The sequence below is a fragment of the Streptomyces sp. NPDC041191 genome, from assembly GCF_055591945.1.
Genome location: NZ_JBVIZC010000004.1, coordinates 279,573 through 291,954, shown reverse-complemented (window position 1 = coordinate 291,954; position 12,382 = coordinate 279,573). Strand labels below are relative to the sequence as shown.

Annotated in this window: 13 protein-coding genes; 5 read left to right on the top strand and 8 right to left on the bottom strand. The window is 73.6% G+C overall.

Annotated elements, in window-relative coordinates:
• Positions 1-39: 39 nt before the first annotated feature.
• Positions 40-1,137, top strand: a complete 1,098-nt coding sequence (locus tag ACZ6AQ_RS10120; RefSeq protein ID WP_468758922.1) for a calcium:cation antiporter — start codon at positions 40-42, stop codon at positions 1,135-1,137.
• A 13-nt stretch (positions 1,138-1,150) separates the two neighbouring features.
• Here ACZ6AQ_RS10120 and ACZ6AQ_RS10115 read toward each other — a convergent pair whose 3' ends face one another.
• Complete coding sequence (locus ACZ6AQ_RS10115; RefSeq protein ID WP_468758920.1) at positions 1,151-3,541, bottom strand: penicillin acylase family protein; 2,391 nt, start codon at positions 3,539-3,541, stop codon at positions 1,151-1,153.
• A 144-nt stretch (positions 3,542-3,685) separates the two neighbouring features.
• On the opposite strand from ACZ6AQ_RS10115, the gene ACZ6AQ_RS10110 reads away from it, so the two are divergent.
• Positions 3,686-5,203, top strand: coding sequence for a fatty acyl-CoA synthetase (locus tag ACZ6AQ_RS10110; RefSeq protein ID WP_468758919.1), 1,518 nt, complete (start codon positions 3,686-3,688; stop codon positions 5,201-5,203).
• On the opposite strand, the gene ACZ6AQ_RS10105 is transcribed toward ACZ6AQ_RS10110, so the two are convergent.
• From ACZ6AQ_RS10105 to ACZ6AQ_RS10085, 5 genes are read right to left on the bottom strand one after another with little or no spacing between them, the layout of a single operon-like run.
• Positions 5,204-5,536, bottom strand: a complete 333-nt coding sequence (locus ACZ6AQ_RS10105) for a hypothetical protein (RefSeq protein WP_468758917.1) — start codon at positions 5,534-5,536, stop codon at positions 5,204-5,206.
• Positions 5,537-5,595: 59 nt separating this feature from the next.
• Positions 5,596-6,102, bottom strand: a complete 507-nt coding sequence (locus ACZ6AQ_RS10100) for a GNAT family N-acetyltransferase (RefSeq protein ID WP_468758915.1) — start codon at positions 6,100-6,102, stop codon at positions 5,596-5,598.
• On the bottom strand, positions 6,099-6,515 hold the full coding sequence (locus ACZ6AQ_RS10095) for an arsenate reductase ArsC (protein ID WP_468758913.1): 417 nt from the start codon (positions 6,513-6,515) through the stop codon (positions 6,099-6,101). Before ACZ6AQ_RS10095 ends, ACZ6AQ_RS10100 begins: the two co-directional genes overlap by 4 nt.
• Positions 6,508-7,629 (bottom strand): ACR3 family arsenite efflux transporter, encoded by a 1,122-nt coding sequence (arsB, locus tag ACZ6AQ_RS10090; RefSeq protein WP_468758911.1) that lies wholly within the window; start codon positions 7,627-7,629, stop codon positions 6,508-6,510. The genes ACZ6AQ_RS10095 and arsB overlap by 8 nt, the downstream gene beginning before the upstream one ends.
• Positions 7,626-8,030 (bottom strand): ArsR/SmtB family transcription factor, encoded by a 405-nt coding sequence (locus ACZ6AQ_RS10085; protein WP_468758909.1) that lies wholly within the window; start codon positions 8,028-8,030, stop codon positions 7,626-7,628. The genes arsB and ACZ6AQ_RS10085 overlap by 4 nt, the downstream gene beginning before the upstream one ends.
• A gap of 80 nt (positions 8,031-8,110) precedes the next feature.
• Here ACZ6AQ_RS10085 and ACZ6AQ_RS10080 point away from each other — a divergent pair, with 80 nt between their 5' ends.
• Together ACZ6AQ_RS10080 and ACZ6AQ_RS10075 are read left to right on the top strand one after the other, a co-directional pair.
• Positions 8,111-8,587, top strand: a complete 477-nt coding sequence (locus ACZ6AQ_RS10080; protein ID WP_468758908.1) for an ArsI/CadI family heavy metal resistance metalloenzyme — start codon at positions 8,111-8,113, stop codon at positions 8,585-8,587.
• A 289-nt stretch (positions 8,588-8,876) separates the two neighbouring features.
• On the top strand, positions 8,877-9,416 hold the full coding sequence (locus tag ACZ6AQ_RS10075; RefSeq protein WP_468758906.1) for a nucleoside deaminase: 540 nt from the start codon (positions 8,877-8,879) through the stop codon (positions 9,414-9,416).
• A 135-nt stretch (positions 9,417-9,551) separates the two neighbouring features.
• On the opposite strand, the gene ACZ6AQ_RS10070 is transcribed toward ACZ6AQ_RS10075, so the two are convergent.
• Positions 9,552-10,007, bottom strand: a complete 456-nt coding sequence (locus ACZ6AQ_RS10070; protein WP_468758904.1) for a MarR family winged helix-turn-helix transcriptional regulator — start codon at positions 10,005-10,007, stop codon at positions 9,552-9,554.
• A gap of 63 nt (positions 10,008-10,070) precedes the next feature.
• Between ACZ6AQ_RS10070 and ACZ6AQ_RS10065 the strand changes: the two genes are divergently transcribed.
• Entirely contained in the window at positions 10,071-10,904 is an 834-nt protein-coding gene (locus ACZ6AQ_RS10065) for an alpha/beta fold hydrolase (protein ID WP_468758902.1), read from the top strand.
• Positions 10,905-10,916: 12 nt separating this feature from the next.
• On the opposite strand, the gene paaK is transcribed toward ACZ6AQ_RS10065, so the two are convergent.
• Positions 10,917-12,248, bottom strand: a complete 1,332-nt coding sequence (gene paaK / locus ACZ6AQ_RS10060; RefSeq protein ID WP_468758901.1) for a phenylacetate--CoA ligase PaaK — start codon at positions 12,246-12,248, stop codon at positions 10,917-10,919.
• Between the last annotated feature and the right edge of the window lie 134 nt (positions 12,249-12,382).

Genomic DNA, 12,382 nt, shown 5'->3' with positions numbered 1-12,382 from the left:
AAACGGGTGAAAACCCCCTTTGCGGCAGGATGCTGATACGTGAGTTCGGGTACGGCGGCAGCGACACGTCAATGGACCACCTGGGGGCCGGTGGTGGCGGCCCTTGTCCTGGGCGCGGCCTGGGGGCGAGATCTCCCGGGCCCCGTCGTGGGGCTCATCGCCCTCTGCCTCGTCGCCGCGGTCCTCTCGGCGGTCCACCACGCCGAGGTGATCGCCCACCGCGTCGGGGAGCCCTTCGGCTCGCTCGTCCTCGCCGTGGCCGTCACCGTCATCGAAGTCGGCCTCATCGTCACCCTGATGGCGGGGGGCGGGGAGAAGACGTCGGCCTACGCCCGCGACACCGTCTTCGCCGCCGTCATGATCACCTGCAACGGCATCGTCGGACTCTCCCTCCTCGTCGGCGCGCTCCGCAACCGGGTGGCGGTCTTCAACGCCGAGGGCTCCGGCGGCGCGCTCGCCACCGTCTGCACCCTCGCCACGCTGACACTGGTCCTCCCCACCTTCACCACGAGCCACCCCGGACCCGAATTCTCCGGCGTCCAGCTCGCCTTCGCCGCCGTCGCCTCCCTCCTCCTCTACGGGGTCTTCGTCGGCGTCCAGACGGTCCGGCACCGCGACTACTTCCTCCCCGTGCCGCGCCCCGGCCAGGAGTCGGCGGACGAGCACGCCGACCCGCCGGGCAACCGCGAGACCTGGACCAGCGTCGCCCTGCTCCTCCTCGCCCTCGTCGCCGTCGTCGGCAACGCCAAGCTCATCTCGCCCACCATCGAGGACGGCGTGGAGTCGGCCGGCCTGCCCAACGCGGTCGTCGGCGTCGTCATCGCCCTGATGGTCCTGCTCCCCGAGACCCTCGCCGCCGTCCGCGCGGCCCGCCGGGACAGGATGCAGACCAGCCTCAACCTCGCCTACGGCTCCGCCATCGCCAGCATCGGCCTGACGATCCCGTCGATCGCGCTCGCCTCGATCTGGCTGTCCGGACCCCTGGTGCTCGGTCTGGGCCCCCTCCATCTGGTCCTCCTCGCCCTCACCGGTGTGGTGAGCGCCCTGACCGTGGTGCCCGGACGGGCCACCCTCCTCCAGGGCGGCGTCCACCTCGCGATCTTCGCCGCCTTCGTCTTCATGTCGTTCAGCCCCTGAGGGCCGTCGCGGCTCAGTCCCCGACGACCACGACCCGCAGCGCCGGTGAGCGCAGGATGTCCTTCTCGCAGAACCGGGAGGTCACCCAGCGCTCACCGGCGTACAGCCGCGTCTGGTCGCCGGAGTGCGGCGACGCCGGGTTCGACGACTGGGAGTACGACAGCAGGGTGTGGGCCACCGGGCAGCGGCTTCCGTCCCAGCCCACCGCCTGCACGTGGCTGGTCCCGTGCGCGACCTCCGTGTAGCCGCCGCCCGCCGCGTCCCACACGGGCTCGATCTTGTTCCAGACGCCCAGCGACTCGGTTCCGCCGCCGACCGGTATCCGCTCCCCGTTCCGCGTCACGAACTGGTGGGCCCCGAGCGGCGCGTCCAGCGGGATGCCGGCCGCCCGCAGCTCCGCCACCGCGTCCGCGAGCGCCTTCGCGAAGCCCGGCGCGGCCGTGTTCAGGGCGCGGGGGGTGCGGACCGGGTCGGCCGCAGAGAACGGCACCAGCCACTGCTGCGCCGCCGGCACCGTCCGGAGGAACTTCCGCCAGAACCGGTCGAAGAGCAGCGCGCCCCGGCTGTCGGTGTCCATCGTCCGGTCCCAGGCCGCGAGCGTCCGGCACGCCCCGGGATCGCCCGGCAGCGCCGCCGGACAGGCCCGCGCCACGTCGGCCGCCGTCAGGTCACCGGCCGGGACCCGGTTGGCGAACTGCTGCCGCCGGAGGTCGGCCACCGTGAGCCGTCCCCGGTCCGCCATCGCCGCCACGTCCTCGATCCCGCCCCGGGTGCGCAGCGAGCGCTGCGTCGCGACCGTCCCGAAGATCCGCTCGTAACCGGTCAGCGGCCGGTCGGCGTTGGTCAGCCAGGCGCTGTCGTTGGAGTTCTCCGCGTACGGCGCGTCCCGGAGCACCGGCATCCGCGACGGACCGAAGACACCGGGCTGCACCGCGTCGGGGTCGGAGCCGAGCGCGCAGTCCGACCGGGACCCGTCCAGGACCGCGACGCCCGAGGCCGGGTAGGTGGCCAGGCCGAGCGGGGTGGAGCAGCGCCGCGCCAGCTCGTCGGTGATCCGGGGGAGCACCTGGGACTGGCTGAAGAAGGAGTGCCCCTGCGCGTCCGCCGCGACCGTGTTCACCCAGGGCAGCCCCTGGGTGCGCCGCAGGGTGTCGGCGACGTCCCGGGTGGAGCGGGCCTTCCCGAAGCCCAGCGCGGTGTCGGTGCCGCGCAGGTTGGCCGCGTTGGGGTCGTTGAGCGCGTACGCCGAGGCCGTGGTCCAGGGGAGCGGGAGCTGGGCGCCGAGACCGCCGACGACGGGGCCGTACCGGGTCCACCACTGGGTACGGGTGACGGGCGCGCCGTCCTTGACCGCCACGGTCACCGGGCGCGGGACCATCCGTTCCGGCACGCCGTCCACCAGGTAGGACGTCGGGTCGCCGGGCACGAGCTCCAGCTGGTGCAGGTTGAACGGCACGCCGGTGGCGACGGTGTGGCTCCAGGCGACCCGGTCGTTGAAACCTATGCTGACGGCCGGGGTGCCGACGAGCGAGGCGCCCGAGACGTTCAGCTCGCCCGGGATGGTCTGCTGCGACTGCCAGAAGCGGCGGCCGCCCTGCCAGGGGTAGTGCGGGTTCCCCAGGAGCAGTCCGCGCCCGTTCGCCGTCGTGGCTCCCGAGAAGGCCACGGCGTTGGAGCCCATGGTGGCGTTCCCGGTGTCGAACAGCTCCCGGGCCGCCTCGGCGGCCCGGCCGGGGTCGGGGACGTCACGGGAGGCGCCCGCGGGGGAGGGGGCGGGCGGCCGGACGTCGGTGATGCCGTCGACGGCCCGGCCCTGACCGGCGAGCACGGAGACGGCGAACCCGCGCCGGGCCACGTCGAGCGGGGTCACCGGCCGGACCCAGTCGGCCCGCGCGCAGGCCGGGTCCGTGATCCGGTTCTTCCGCAGCCAGGCGTTGTAACCGGCCGCCCAGCCGCGCATGAGCTCCTCGGCGTCACGGCTCGGACCGGCCGGCTCGGGGGTCCGGAGCAGCCGCTCGACGGTCCCGGCGTCCTTCACCCCGCGGAAGTACAGGTCGCTGGAGAGGTTCGTGGTCGCGGAGGAGAGCGAACCGTCCGGGGCGGCGTCCGGGCCGAAGGACCGGGAACGCTCGCCGTTCACCGTCAGGAAGCCGTCCGCGAGCGTGCAGACCTGGTCGGCGGCCTGGGCCCAGCCCGTGCCGAAGCCGAGGTCCGCGTAGTCCTTCGCCACGATGTGCGGAATGCCGTACTCGGTGTACCGGACGACGGCCGAGAACCCCCGGTCGGACGGGTGCCGGTCCCGGCCCCCGGGACCGGCGACGGCGGCGGCGGGCAGCGAGGCGGTGACGACGGCCAGGGCCGCGCCGGCGAGCGCCAGGCGCTTCAGGCGGGTACGGAGGAGCAAGGTGCCTCCCGGCAGAGGGCGGAGCACTGCGGACCGGACCATGCACGCAGCCGGCCACCCCCTTGTCAACACCCCGCGCGCGGCCGACCGCCGCCCGCCGCGCGGTACTTGACCTCCCGTCCGGCGCGCACCGAGGATCACGCCATGGAACGACTTCCCGGCCGCACCGTCGACGGCCTCCTGCGCGCGAGCGCCCGGCGCGTCCCCGACCGGACCGCCCTCCGGTACGCCGACCGGAGCTGGACGTACGCGGAGCTGGACGCGGCCGTCTCCACCGCCGCCGCCTTCCTGCGGGAACCCCACCACGGCATCGGGCTGCCGGAACACGCCCGGGTCGCCACCTACGGCCACAACTCGGACGCCTACCTCGTCGCGTTCCTGGCGTGCGCCCGGGCCGGCCTGGTCCACGTGCCGGTCAACCACCACCTGACCGGCAACGACCTCGCGTACGTCCTGGAGCAGTCGGACAGCTCGCTCGTCCTCGCCGACCCCGCCCTCGCGGACCGGATCCCGGACGGCTTCCCCGTCAGGGCGCTGCGGGACGCGCCCGGTTCGCTGCTCGACGCGCTCGCCGAACCGGAGCCGTACGACACCGACCGGGACCCCCGCGACCTCGTCCAGCTGCTCTACACCTCGGGCACCACCGCCCTGCCCAAGGGCGCGATGATGACCCACCTCGCCCTGGCCCACGCGTACGCGAGCGCCGTCGAGGCCCTCGACCTGCACGAGGACGACCGGCCCGTGCACGCCCTGCCGCTCTACCACTCGGCGCAGACGCACGTCTTCCTGCTGCCCTACCTCGCCGTCGGCGCCGAGAACATCCTCGTGGACGGCCCCGACCCCGCCGTCCTGTTCGACCTGATCGAGACGGGCCGCGCCGACAGCCTGTTCGCCCCGCCGACGGTCTGGATCGGCCTCGCCAACCATCCGGAGTTCGCCGCCCGCGACCTCTCCGCGCTCCGCAAGGCGTACTACGGGGCCTCGATCATGCCCGTGCCCGTCCTGGAGGGGCTGCGCGCCCGGCTGCCGGGGCTGCGGTTCTACAACTGCTTCGGCCAGTCCGAGATCGGCCCGCTCGCCACCGTCCTCGGCCCCGACGAGCACGAGGGCCGGATGGACTCCTGCGGCCGCCCGGTCCGGCACGTCGAGGCACGGGTCGTGGACGAGAACGGCGACGACGTCCCCGACGGCACCCCCGGCGAGATCGTCTACCGCTCGCCGCAGTTGTGCGAGGGCTACTGGAACAAGCCCGAGGAGACCGGGGAGGCCTTCAGGAACGGCTGGTTCCACTCGGGCGACCTCGCGGTCCGCGACGCCGAGGGCTACTACACGATCGTCGACCGGGTGAAGGACGTCATCAACTCCGGCGGTGTCCTGGTCGCCTCCCGCCAGGTCGAGGACGCCCTCTACACCCACCCCGGAGTCGCCGAGGCGGCCGTGATCGGCCTCCCCGACGAACGCTGGATCGAGGCGGTCACGGCCGTGGTCGTCCCGCGCGGCGACGTCACCGAGGCCGAACTCCTCGCCCACGCGCGCGAGAAGCTCCCCTCCTTCAAGGCCCCCAAACGCGTCCGCTTCCTCCCCGAACTGCCCCGCAACGCGAGCGGCAAGATCCTCAAGCGCGAACTGAGGGACCGTTTCGCGCGGCCCGGCGCGCACTGATCACGAGCGGCGCCGACGGCCGGTCCCGGTCGCCGGCGAATCCCCCGTACGGGTCTTCCGTGTCCGTGTCCGGGGGCGAGTAGGTGAGGTACGGGAAATCCCGGTGGGATCGATCGTGCCGGGCTTCCCCCGCCGGTCGCCGTTCCGGGCCTGTGCGAGCAGCTGCGCCACCAGGTCGTCGGAGCTGCCCTCGGCCTGGAGGGCCAGGACCTCCGGCACGATGTCTCCGTCGAGGACCCGCGCGGTGAACCGTTCCATCGGCGCCGGGTCGGTGCCGCTCCCGGGCCCGGCATCGGGCAGGTGAACGAAGTCGCCGTGCGTGGCAGCGGTCACGGTGCGCCACTCGCGGAAAGGGTCATTCTCGAGAGTGGTCGCCGGTGCCGCCGTCACGCTCAGTTCACGCTCGGGCTGCGGCGCTCGACGAGGACGACGTCGCGCCATGCGCCGTGGTGGCGGCCGATGCGTTCGCGGGTACCGATGACGCGGAATCCGGCGCGCTGGTGCAGGGCGAGGCTGGCGGTGTTCTCCGGGAAGATGCCGGACTGCACCGTCCAGATGCCGGCGGCGTCGGTGGAGGCGAGCAGCGCCTCCAGCAGCGCGAGGCCGGTCCCTCGGCCGCGGGCGTCGGGGTGGACGTAGACGGAGTGCTCGACGACGCCGGCGTACGCGCACCGGTCGGAGACCGGCACCACGGCGGCCCAGCCCAGCACCCGGTCGCCGTCGAGGGCGACCAGGCGGTGGTCGGGCAGCTTGGCGGCATCGAACGCCTGCCAGGTCGGGGCGGTGGTCTCGAAGGTGGCGTTGCCCTCGTTGATGCCCAGCCGGTAGATCGCCAGGACCTGCTCGGCGTGCTCCGGCCGCAGTGGTGCGATGCGCACGCCGGTCTCGGGGGCCGTCACGCCGCGGGCTCGATGCCGAGTTCGGCGAGCAGGCCGCGGATGCGCTGCTCGATCTCGTCGCGGATCGGCCGGACGGCCGTGACGCCCTGTCCGGCCGGATCGTCGAGCTGCCAGTCCAGGTACCGCTTGCCGGGGAAATGGGGGCAGGCGTCGCCGCAGCCCATGGTGATCACGACGTCGGACGCCTGCACCGCCTCGGTGGTGAGGATTTTCGGGGCCTCGGCCGAGATGTCGATGCCCGACTCCCGCATCGCCTCGACCACGGCCGGGTTCACCGTGCTCGCGGGGGCGGACCCGGCCGATCGGACCTGCACCCGGTCTGCGCCGAGGTGGGTGAGGAAGGCGGCGGCCATCTGGGAGCGGCCTGCGTTGTGGACGCACACGAACAGTACGGACGGCTTGGTCTCAGACACGGGCGGAACCTTCCGGAGAGACGACCGGCCCGGCCGCCGGGACGGGCCGGGGGAAGAAGCGTCGGGCGGCGAGGGCGACGTAGACGAGGCCGATGAGGGCGGGGACCTCGATGAGGGGGCCGACGACTCCGGCCAGGGCCTGGCCCGAGGTGGCGCCGAAGGTGGCGATGGCGACCGCGATGGCCAGCTCGAAGTTGTTGCCCGCGGCCGTGAACGCCAGCGTGGTGGCCTTCGGGTAGTCCAGTCCGACCGCGCGTCCGACGGCCATGGAACCGGCCCACATGAGGGCGAAGTACACCAGCAACGGCAGCGCGATCCGGGCGACGTCGAGCGGCCGGGAGGTGATGGCGTCGCCCTGAAGGGCGAACAGCACCACGATCGTGAACAGCAGTCCGTACAGGGCGAACGGGCCGACGCGGGGGATCAGCTTCGTCTCGTACCAGGTGCGGCCCTTGGCCTTCTCGCCCAGGCGGCGGGTGAGGAACCCGGCCAGCAGCGGGACGCCGAGGAAGGTCAGAACGCTGCGGGCGATCTCCCAGACCGACACGGTGAGCGCGGTCTGCTCCAGGCCGAGCCGGCCCGGGAGCACGGAGAGGTAGAACCAGCCGAGTCCGGCGAACGCGAGGACCTGGAAGACGGAGTTCAACGCGACCAGGACGGCGGCGGCCTCGCGGTCGCCGCAGGCGAGGTCGTTCCAGATGACGACCATCGCGATGCAGCGGGCGAGGCCGACGATGATCAGGCCCGTGCGGTACTCGGGCAGGTCCGGCAGGAAGATCCACGCCAGGGCGAACATCAGGGCCGGGCCGAGAAGCCAGTTCAGCACCAGGGACGGGATCAGCAGGCGCCGGTCGCGGGTGACGGTCTCCAGACGGTCGTAGCGGACCTTGGCGAGTACCGGGTACATCATCACGAGCAGGCCGAGCGCGATCGGCAGCGAGACGCCGGTGACGCTGACCTTCGCGAGGGCGTTCCCGAGGCCGGGTACGAGGCGGCCCAGGCCGAGGCCGGCCGCCATCGCGATCAGAATCCACACGGCGAGGAGGCGGTCCAGGAACGACAGCCGCCCGGTGACCGGCCCTGCGGGCGCCGTGGCCGCGGCGTGCGCCCTCATGACGCCGCTCCGGCGGCCGGCGCGGTCTCGGCCGTGATCTGTCCGGCGGGCCGGGTGAGAATCGCCGCGAGATGGTCGGTCGTCTGCGGCAGCAGCCGGTAGTACACCCACGTCCCGCGCCGCTCGGAGTCGATGAGACCGGCCTGCTTCAGCAGTTTGAGGTGGTGGGAGATGGTCGGCTGGGACACTGCGAAGGCCGGGGTGAGGTCGCAGACGCAGACCTCCCCGCCCGCACGGGAGGCGATCATCGACAGCAGGCGCAGCCGGACCGGGTCGCCCAGGGCCTTGAACACCTTCGCCAGCGTCTCGGCCCGGTCCTCGTCCAGCGGGGTGGTCAGCAGGGCGGGGCAGCAGCCTCCGACGCCGTCCTGCCCGGGCGGCGCGAGCTCTTGTTTCGACATGCTTCTATGTTGACGTTTTTCGATTCACGACGCAAGGTTGTATCGACAGGCATCGATACAGTCGATCCGGGGAGACCGCCATGTCCCGCGCCCAGCTCGCGCTCAACGTTGCCGACCTCGAAGCGTCAGTGACCTTCTACTCCAAGCTCTTCGGCGTCGAACCCGCCAAGCGTCGCCCCGGCTACGCCAATTTCGCGATCGCCGCCCCGCCGCTCAAGCTCGTCCTCGTCGAGGGCGAGCCGGGCCAGGAAACCCGGCTGGACCACCTCGGCGTCGAGGTGGAGACCACCGACGAGGTCACCGCCGCCACCGACCGCCTCAAGGAGGCGGGACTCGCCACGTTCGAGGAGAACGACACCTCCTGCTGCTACGCCCTCCAGGACAAGGTCTGGGTGCACGGCCCCGGCAAGGAACCGTGGGAGGTCTACGTCGTCAAGGCCGACGCCGACCGGCTCGGCAAGAGCCCCGCACCCGCCGGCGGGGACGCCTGCTGCTCCGGCCGGGAGCCGGGCACCGGGGCCGTCCCGGTGGCTCCGGGCTGCGCCTGCGGCAGCTGAGCGCCGCCGCTCACCCTTCCTCCGGCCCGTCTTCCCGCGCGGCTTCCGGGTCGCGCAGGGGGCGCAGCCCCTGGCCGGGGCTTGAACAGGCAGCGGCCCGGGAGGCCGATGTGCCGGTCCATGATCGTTCTCATCGGGATTTCCGGTACGCCGATCACTCGCACCCGGTGTCCCCCGGGCGGGGGACCGGCGGAGGGGCCGGGGCGGGGTTTGGAAAGATCCGGCCGGTTTTGGCAGGCTGGCGCGGTGGACCGCGGCGGAGCCCGGGACCACGGACGCCGAACACCGGATGGCGAGGAGCGGGACCTTGACGACCACGGACCTGACCGACGGCGAGCCGGCCCACCTGCGCAGGGCGGTGGAGTTGGCCGAGGAAGCCCTCGGGGCCGGGGACGAGCCCTTCGGCTCGGTCCTGGTCGACGCCGACGGGCGGGTCCTGGCGGAGGACCGCAACCGCGTGCACAGCCTGGCCGACCCCACGCGCCACCCGGAGTTCGCGCTGGCGCGGTGGGCCGTCGGCAACGTGCCCCCGGAGCGGCGGGCGGCCACCACGGTGTTCACCTCGGGGGAGCACTGCCCGATGTGCTCCGCCGCGCACGGGTGGGCCGGACTCGGCCGGATCGTCTACGCGCACTCCGCCGACCAGCTCGCCGGGTGGCTCGCCGCGTGGGGGGTGCCGCCCTCCCCGGTCCGTTCGCTGGCTATCGGCGACGTGCTGCCCGGCCTGCCGGTCCACGGGCCGGTCCCCGGCCTGGCGGACGAGGTGCGCGAACTGCACCGGCGTTTCCACCGGCCTGCGACTCCGGACGACGGCCCGCACACCTCCTGATCGCCCCCGGCGGCCCCCCCCGCAGGGGGCCGCCGGGGACGGACGCGCGAGCCCGCCGCACCGCCGTCCGGGCGGTCCGCGCCGTCCCGTCCGGACCCCGGGTTCCGGGACCCGGCCCGTCAGGCGCCCGGCCCGTCAGGCGGAACGCGCCCGGCCGGTGGAGTCGAGCACCGAGGCCAGGAAGCGGCGCACGGTCTCCAGTTCCTCCGGTCCGAAGTCCGCCGCGGCCGTCACCACCTCTCCGATGACCGGCCCGAAGAAGGCCCATCCCAGCTCCACGGCCTTCTCCTCCACCCGGAGGAGGACGCGCCGCCGGTCCGTCGTGTCCCGGTCGCGCCGCACGAGTCCCAGCCGTTCCAGCCGGTCCACCAGGGCGGTGGTCCCGGCGGAGTTCAGCCGCAACCGCTCGCCGAGCCACCCGGGCGTGGCCCGGACGCCGTCCCGCGCCGCGTCCAGCAGATGGACCAGCGCCCGCACGTCGGTGGGGTGCAGCCCCTCGCGCGCGGCGAACTCGGCGCCCAGCAGGTCGAACTCCACGGTGACCGCCCGCAGCAGGTGCACCAGCCGCATCGCCGGATTCCCGTCGTCCATCCGCGCTCCTCCGTACCCCTCGCCTAATATCTCGCTGAACGAGATTATCGCCCGGCGAGAGGAATGCCCATGTCCCCGTCCGCCTTCGACCTCGCCTACGGCGACCTCCGCGCCCGCTGGCCCGGGACCACCGAGGAACGGGACGTCGCCACCCCGTACGGACCCACCCGGGTCCACAGCCACGGCCCGGCGGACGCTCCTCCGCTGGTGCTGCTGCCCGGCGGCTCCGCCACCGGACTGGTCTGGTTCGCCAACGCCCGCGCCCTGGGCGAGCGGTACCGGATACACGCGGTCGACCTCCTGGGCGACGCCGGGCGCACCGAGCGCCGGGGCCGGCCCCTGAAGGGCGCCGACGACCTGACGGCCTGGCTCGACGCGCTCCTGGACGGACTCGCCCTCTCCCGCACCTACCTGTGCGGCCACTCGTACGGCGCCTGGCTCGCCACCCGGTACGCGCTGCGCGCCCCGGAGCGGGTCGACCGCCTCGCCCTCGTCGACCCCACCCAGGTCTTCGCCGGCTTCCGCCCCGGCTACCTGCTGCGCGCGCTGCCCCACCTGGTCCGCCCGAGCGAGGCCCGCGCCCGCGCCTTCCTGACCTGGGAGACGGCGGGCACCCGTCCGGACGGGGCCTGGCAGCGCCTCTACGCGCTGGCCGCCACCGTCCCCGGCCGCAAAATCGTCGCCGGAGGCCGGCCCCGGGCCGCCGGCCTGGACATGCCGGTCCTGGTCGTGCTGGCGGAGCGCAGCCGCGCCCACGACGCCGCCGCGGTCGCCGACCGGGTCCGCCGCGCGCTCCCGCGGGCCGAGGTGGCCCTGCTCCCCGGGGCCACCCACCACTCCCTGCCGCTCACCGAACCGGAGGCGCTCGACGAACGGCTGATCGCCTTCCTGGGCTGACGGCACGGGCCGTCACGGTCGCAGGGGCTCCCCCGGCCCCCGGGGAAGCCCCCGGCCCGGTTCCCGCAGGTCCACGGTCCTCCTGATCTTGCCCACCGACCGCTCCAGCGTCCCGGGATCGACCACCTCGACCTCCACCGAGACCCCGATCCCGTCCTTGACCGCCGCCGCGACGGTCCGGGCCGCCTCCGCCCGCTCCCCGCCCGTCGCGTCCGCCCGTGCCTCCACCCGTACGGTCAGGGCGTCGAGCCTGCCCTCCCGGGTCAGTCGGAGCTGGAAGTGCGGAGCCACGGCCGGGACGCGGAGCACGATCTCCTCGATCTGGGTGGGGAAGAGGTTCACCCCGCGCAGGACGATCATGTCGTCGCTCCGCCCGGTGACCTTCTCCATCCGCCGGAACGCCCGCGCGGTCCCCGGCAGCAGCCTGGTCAGGTCCCGGGTCCGGTAACGGACCACCGGCATGGCCTCCTTGGTGAGCGAGGTGAAGACCAGTTCCCCCTCCTCCCCGTCCGGCAGCACCTCGCCCGTGAAGGGGTCCACGACCTCCGGGTAGAAGTGGTCCTCCCAGATGTGCAGGCCGTCCTTGGTCTCCACGCACTCCTGGGCCACGCCCGGACCCATGACCTCCGACAGGCCGTAGATGTCGACCGCGTCGATCGCGAACCGCTCCTCGATCTCCCCGCGCATCTCCTCCGTCCACGGCTCCGCCCCGAAGACGCCCACCTGCAGGGAGGTCGACCGGGGGTCCACGCCCTGCCGCTCGAACTCGTCGAGGAGCGTCAGCATGTACGAGGGGGTCACCATGATCACCTCGGGCCGGAGGTCCTGGATGAGCCGCACCTGCCGGGAGGTCATGCCGCCCGAGGCGGGGATCACCGTGCAGCCGAGGCGTTCCGCGCCGTAGTGGGCGCCGAGCCCGCCGGTGAACAGGCCGTACCCGTAGGCCACGTGCACCTTGTACCCGGGGCGCACCCCGGCGGCGCGCAGGGAGCGGGCCACCACGTCCGCCCAGACGTCCAGGTCGCCGTCGGTGTAACCGACGACGGTGGGCAGGCCGGTGGTGCCGCTGGAGGCGTGGATACGCCGGATCCTCGACTCCTCCACGGCGAACATGCCGAAGGGGTAGTGGTCGCGCAGGTCCGACTTGGCGGTGAAGGGGAAGCGGGCGAGGTCCGCGAGCGTACGGCAGTCGTCCGGGGTCACCCCGGCCGCGTCGAAGGAGCGGCGGTAGAACTCCACGTTCCCGTACGCGTGGCGCAGGGTCGCGCGCAGCCGCTCCAGCTGGAGGACCGCCAGCTCCTCGCGCCCGAGCCGTTCGCCGCCGTCCAGCAGTTCCTCCGCCATGCGCCGCTCCTCCGCACTCCTCGTCCGGCCTACCGATCATTCGGTAGCTCCGCTCCGGGTCAGTAAAACCGGAGGGGCGGGGGGCTTGGCAAGGGGTCGCGCCGGAGGGACCGGGACCCGCCCGCCGCCCGGCC

Bases quoted from the DNA above. Each gene is read 5' to 3' on its own strand.
- ACZ6AQ_RS10085 (WP_468758909.1), bottom strand. From the start codon at position 8,030: ATGTCGAAACAAGAGCTCGCGCCGCCCGGGCAGGACGGCGTCGGAGGC.
- ACZ6AQ_RS10075 (WP_468758906.1), top strand. From the start codon at position 8,877: ATGGCGAGGAGCGGGACCTTGACGACCACGGACCTGACCGACGGCGAG.
- paaK (WP_468758901.1), bottom strand. From the start codon at position 12,248: ATGGCGGAGGAACTGCTGGACGGCGGCGAACGGCTCGGGCGCGAGGAG.
- ACZ6AQ_RS10110 (WP_468758919.1), top strand. From the start codon at position 3,686: ATGGAACGACTTCCCGGCCGCACCGTCGACGGCCTCCTGCGCGCGAGC.
- ACZ6AQ_RS10070 (WP_468758904.1), bottom strand. From the start codon at position 10,007: ATGGACGACGGGAATCCGGCGATGCGGCTGGTGCACCTGCTGCGGGCG.
- ACZ6AQ_RS10080 (WP_468758908.1), top strand. From the start codon at position 8,111: ATGTCCCGCGCCCAGCTCGCGCTCAACGTTGCCGACCTCGAAGCGTCA.
- ACZ6AQ_RS10065 (WP_468758902.1), top strand. From the start codon at position 10,071: ATGCCCATGTCCCCGTCCGCCTTCGACCTCGCCTACGGCGACCTCCGC.
- arsB (WP_468758911.1), bottom strand. From the start codon at position 7,629: ATGAGGGCGCACGCCGCGGCCACGGCGCCCGCAGGGCCGGTCACCGGG.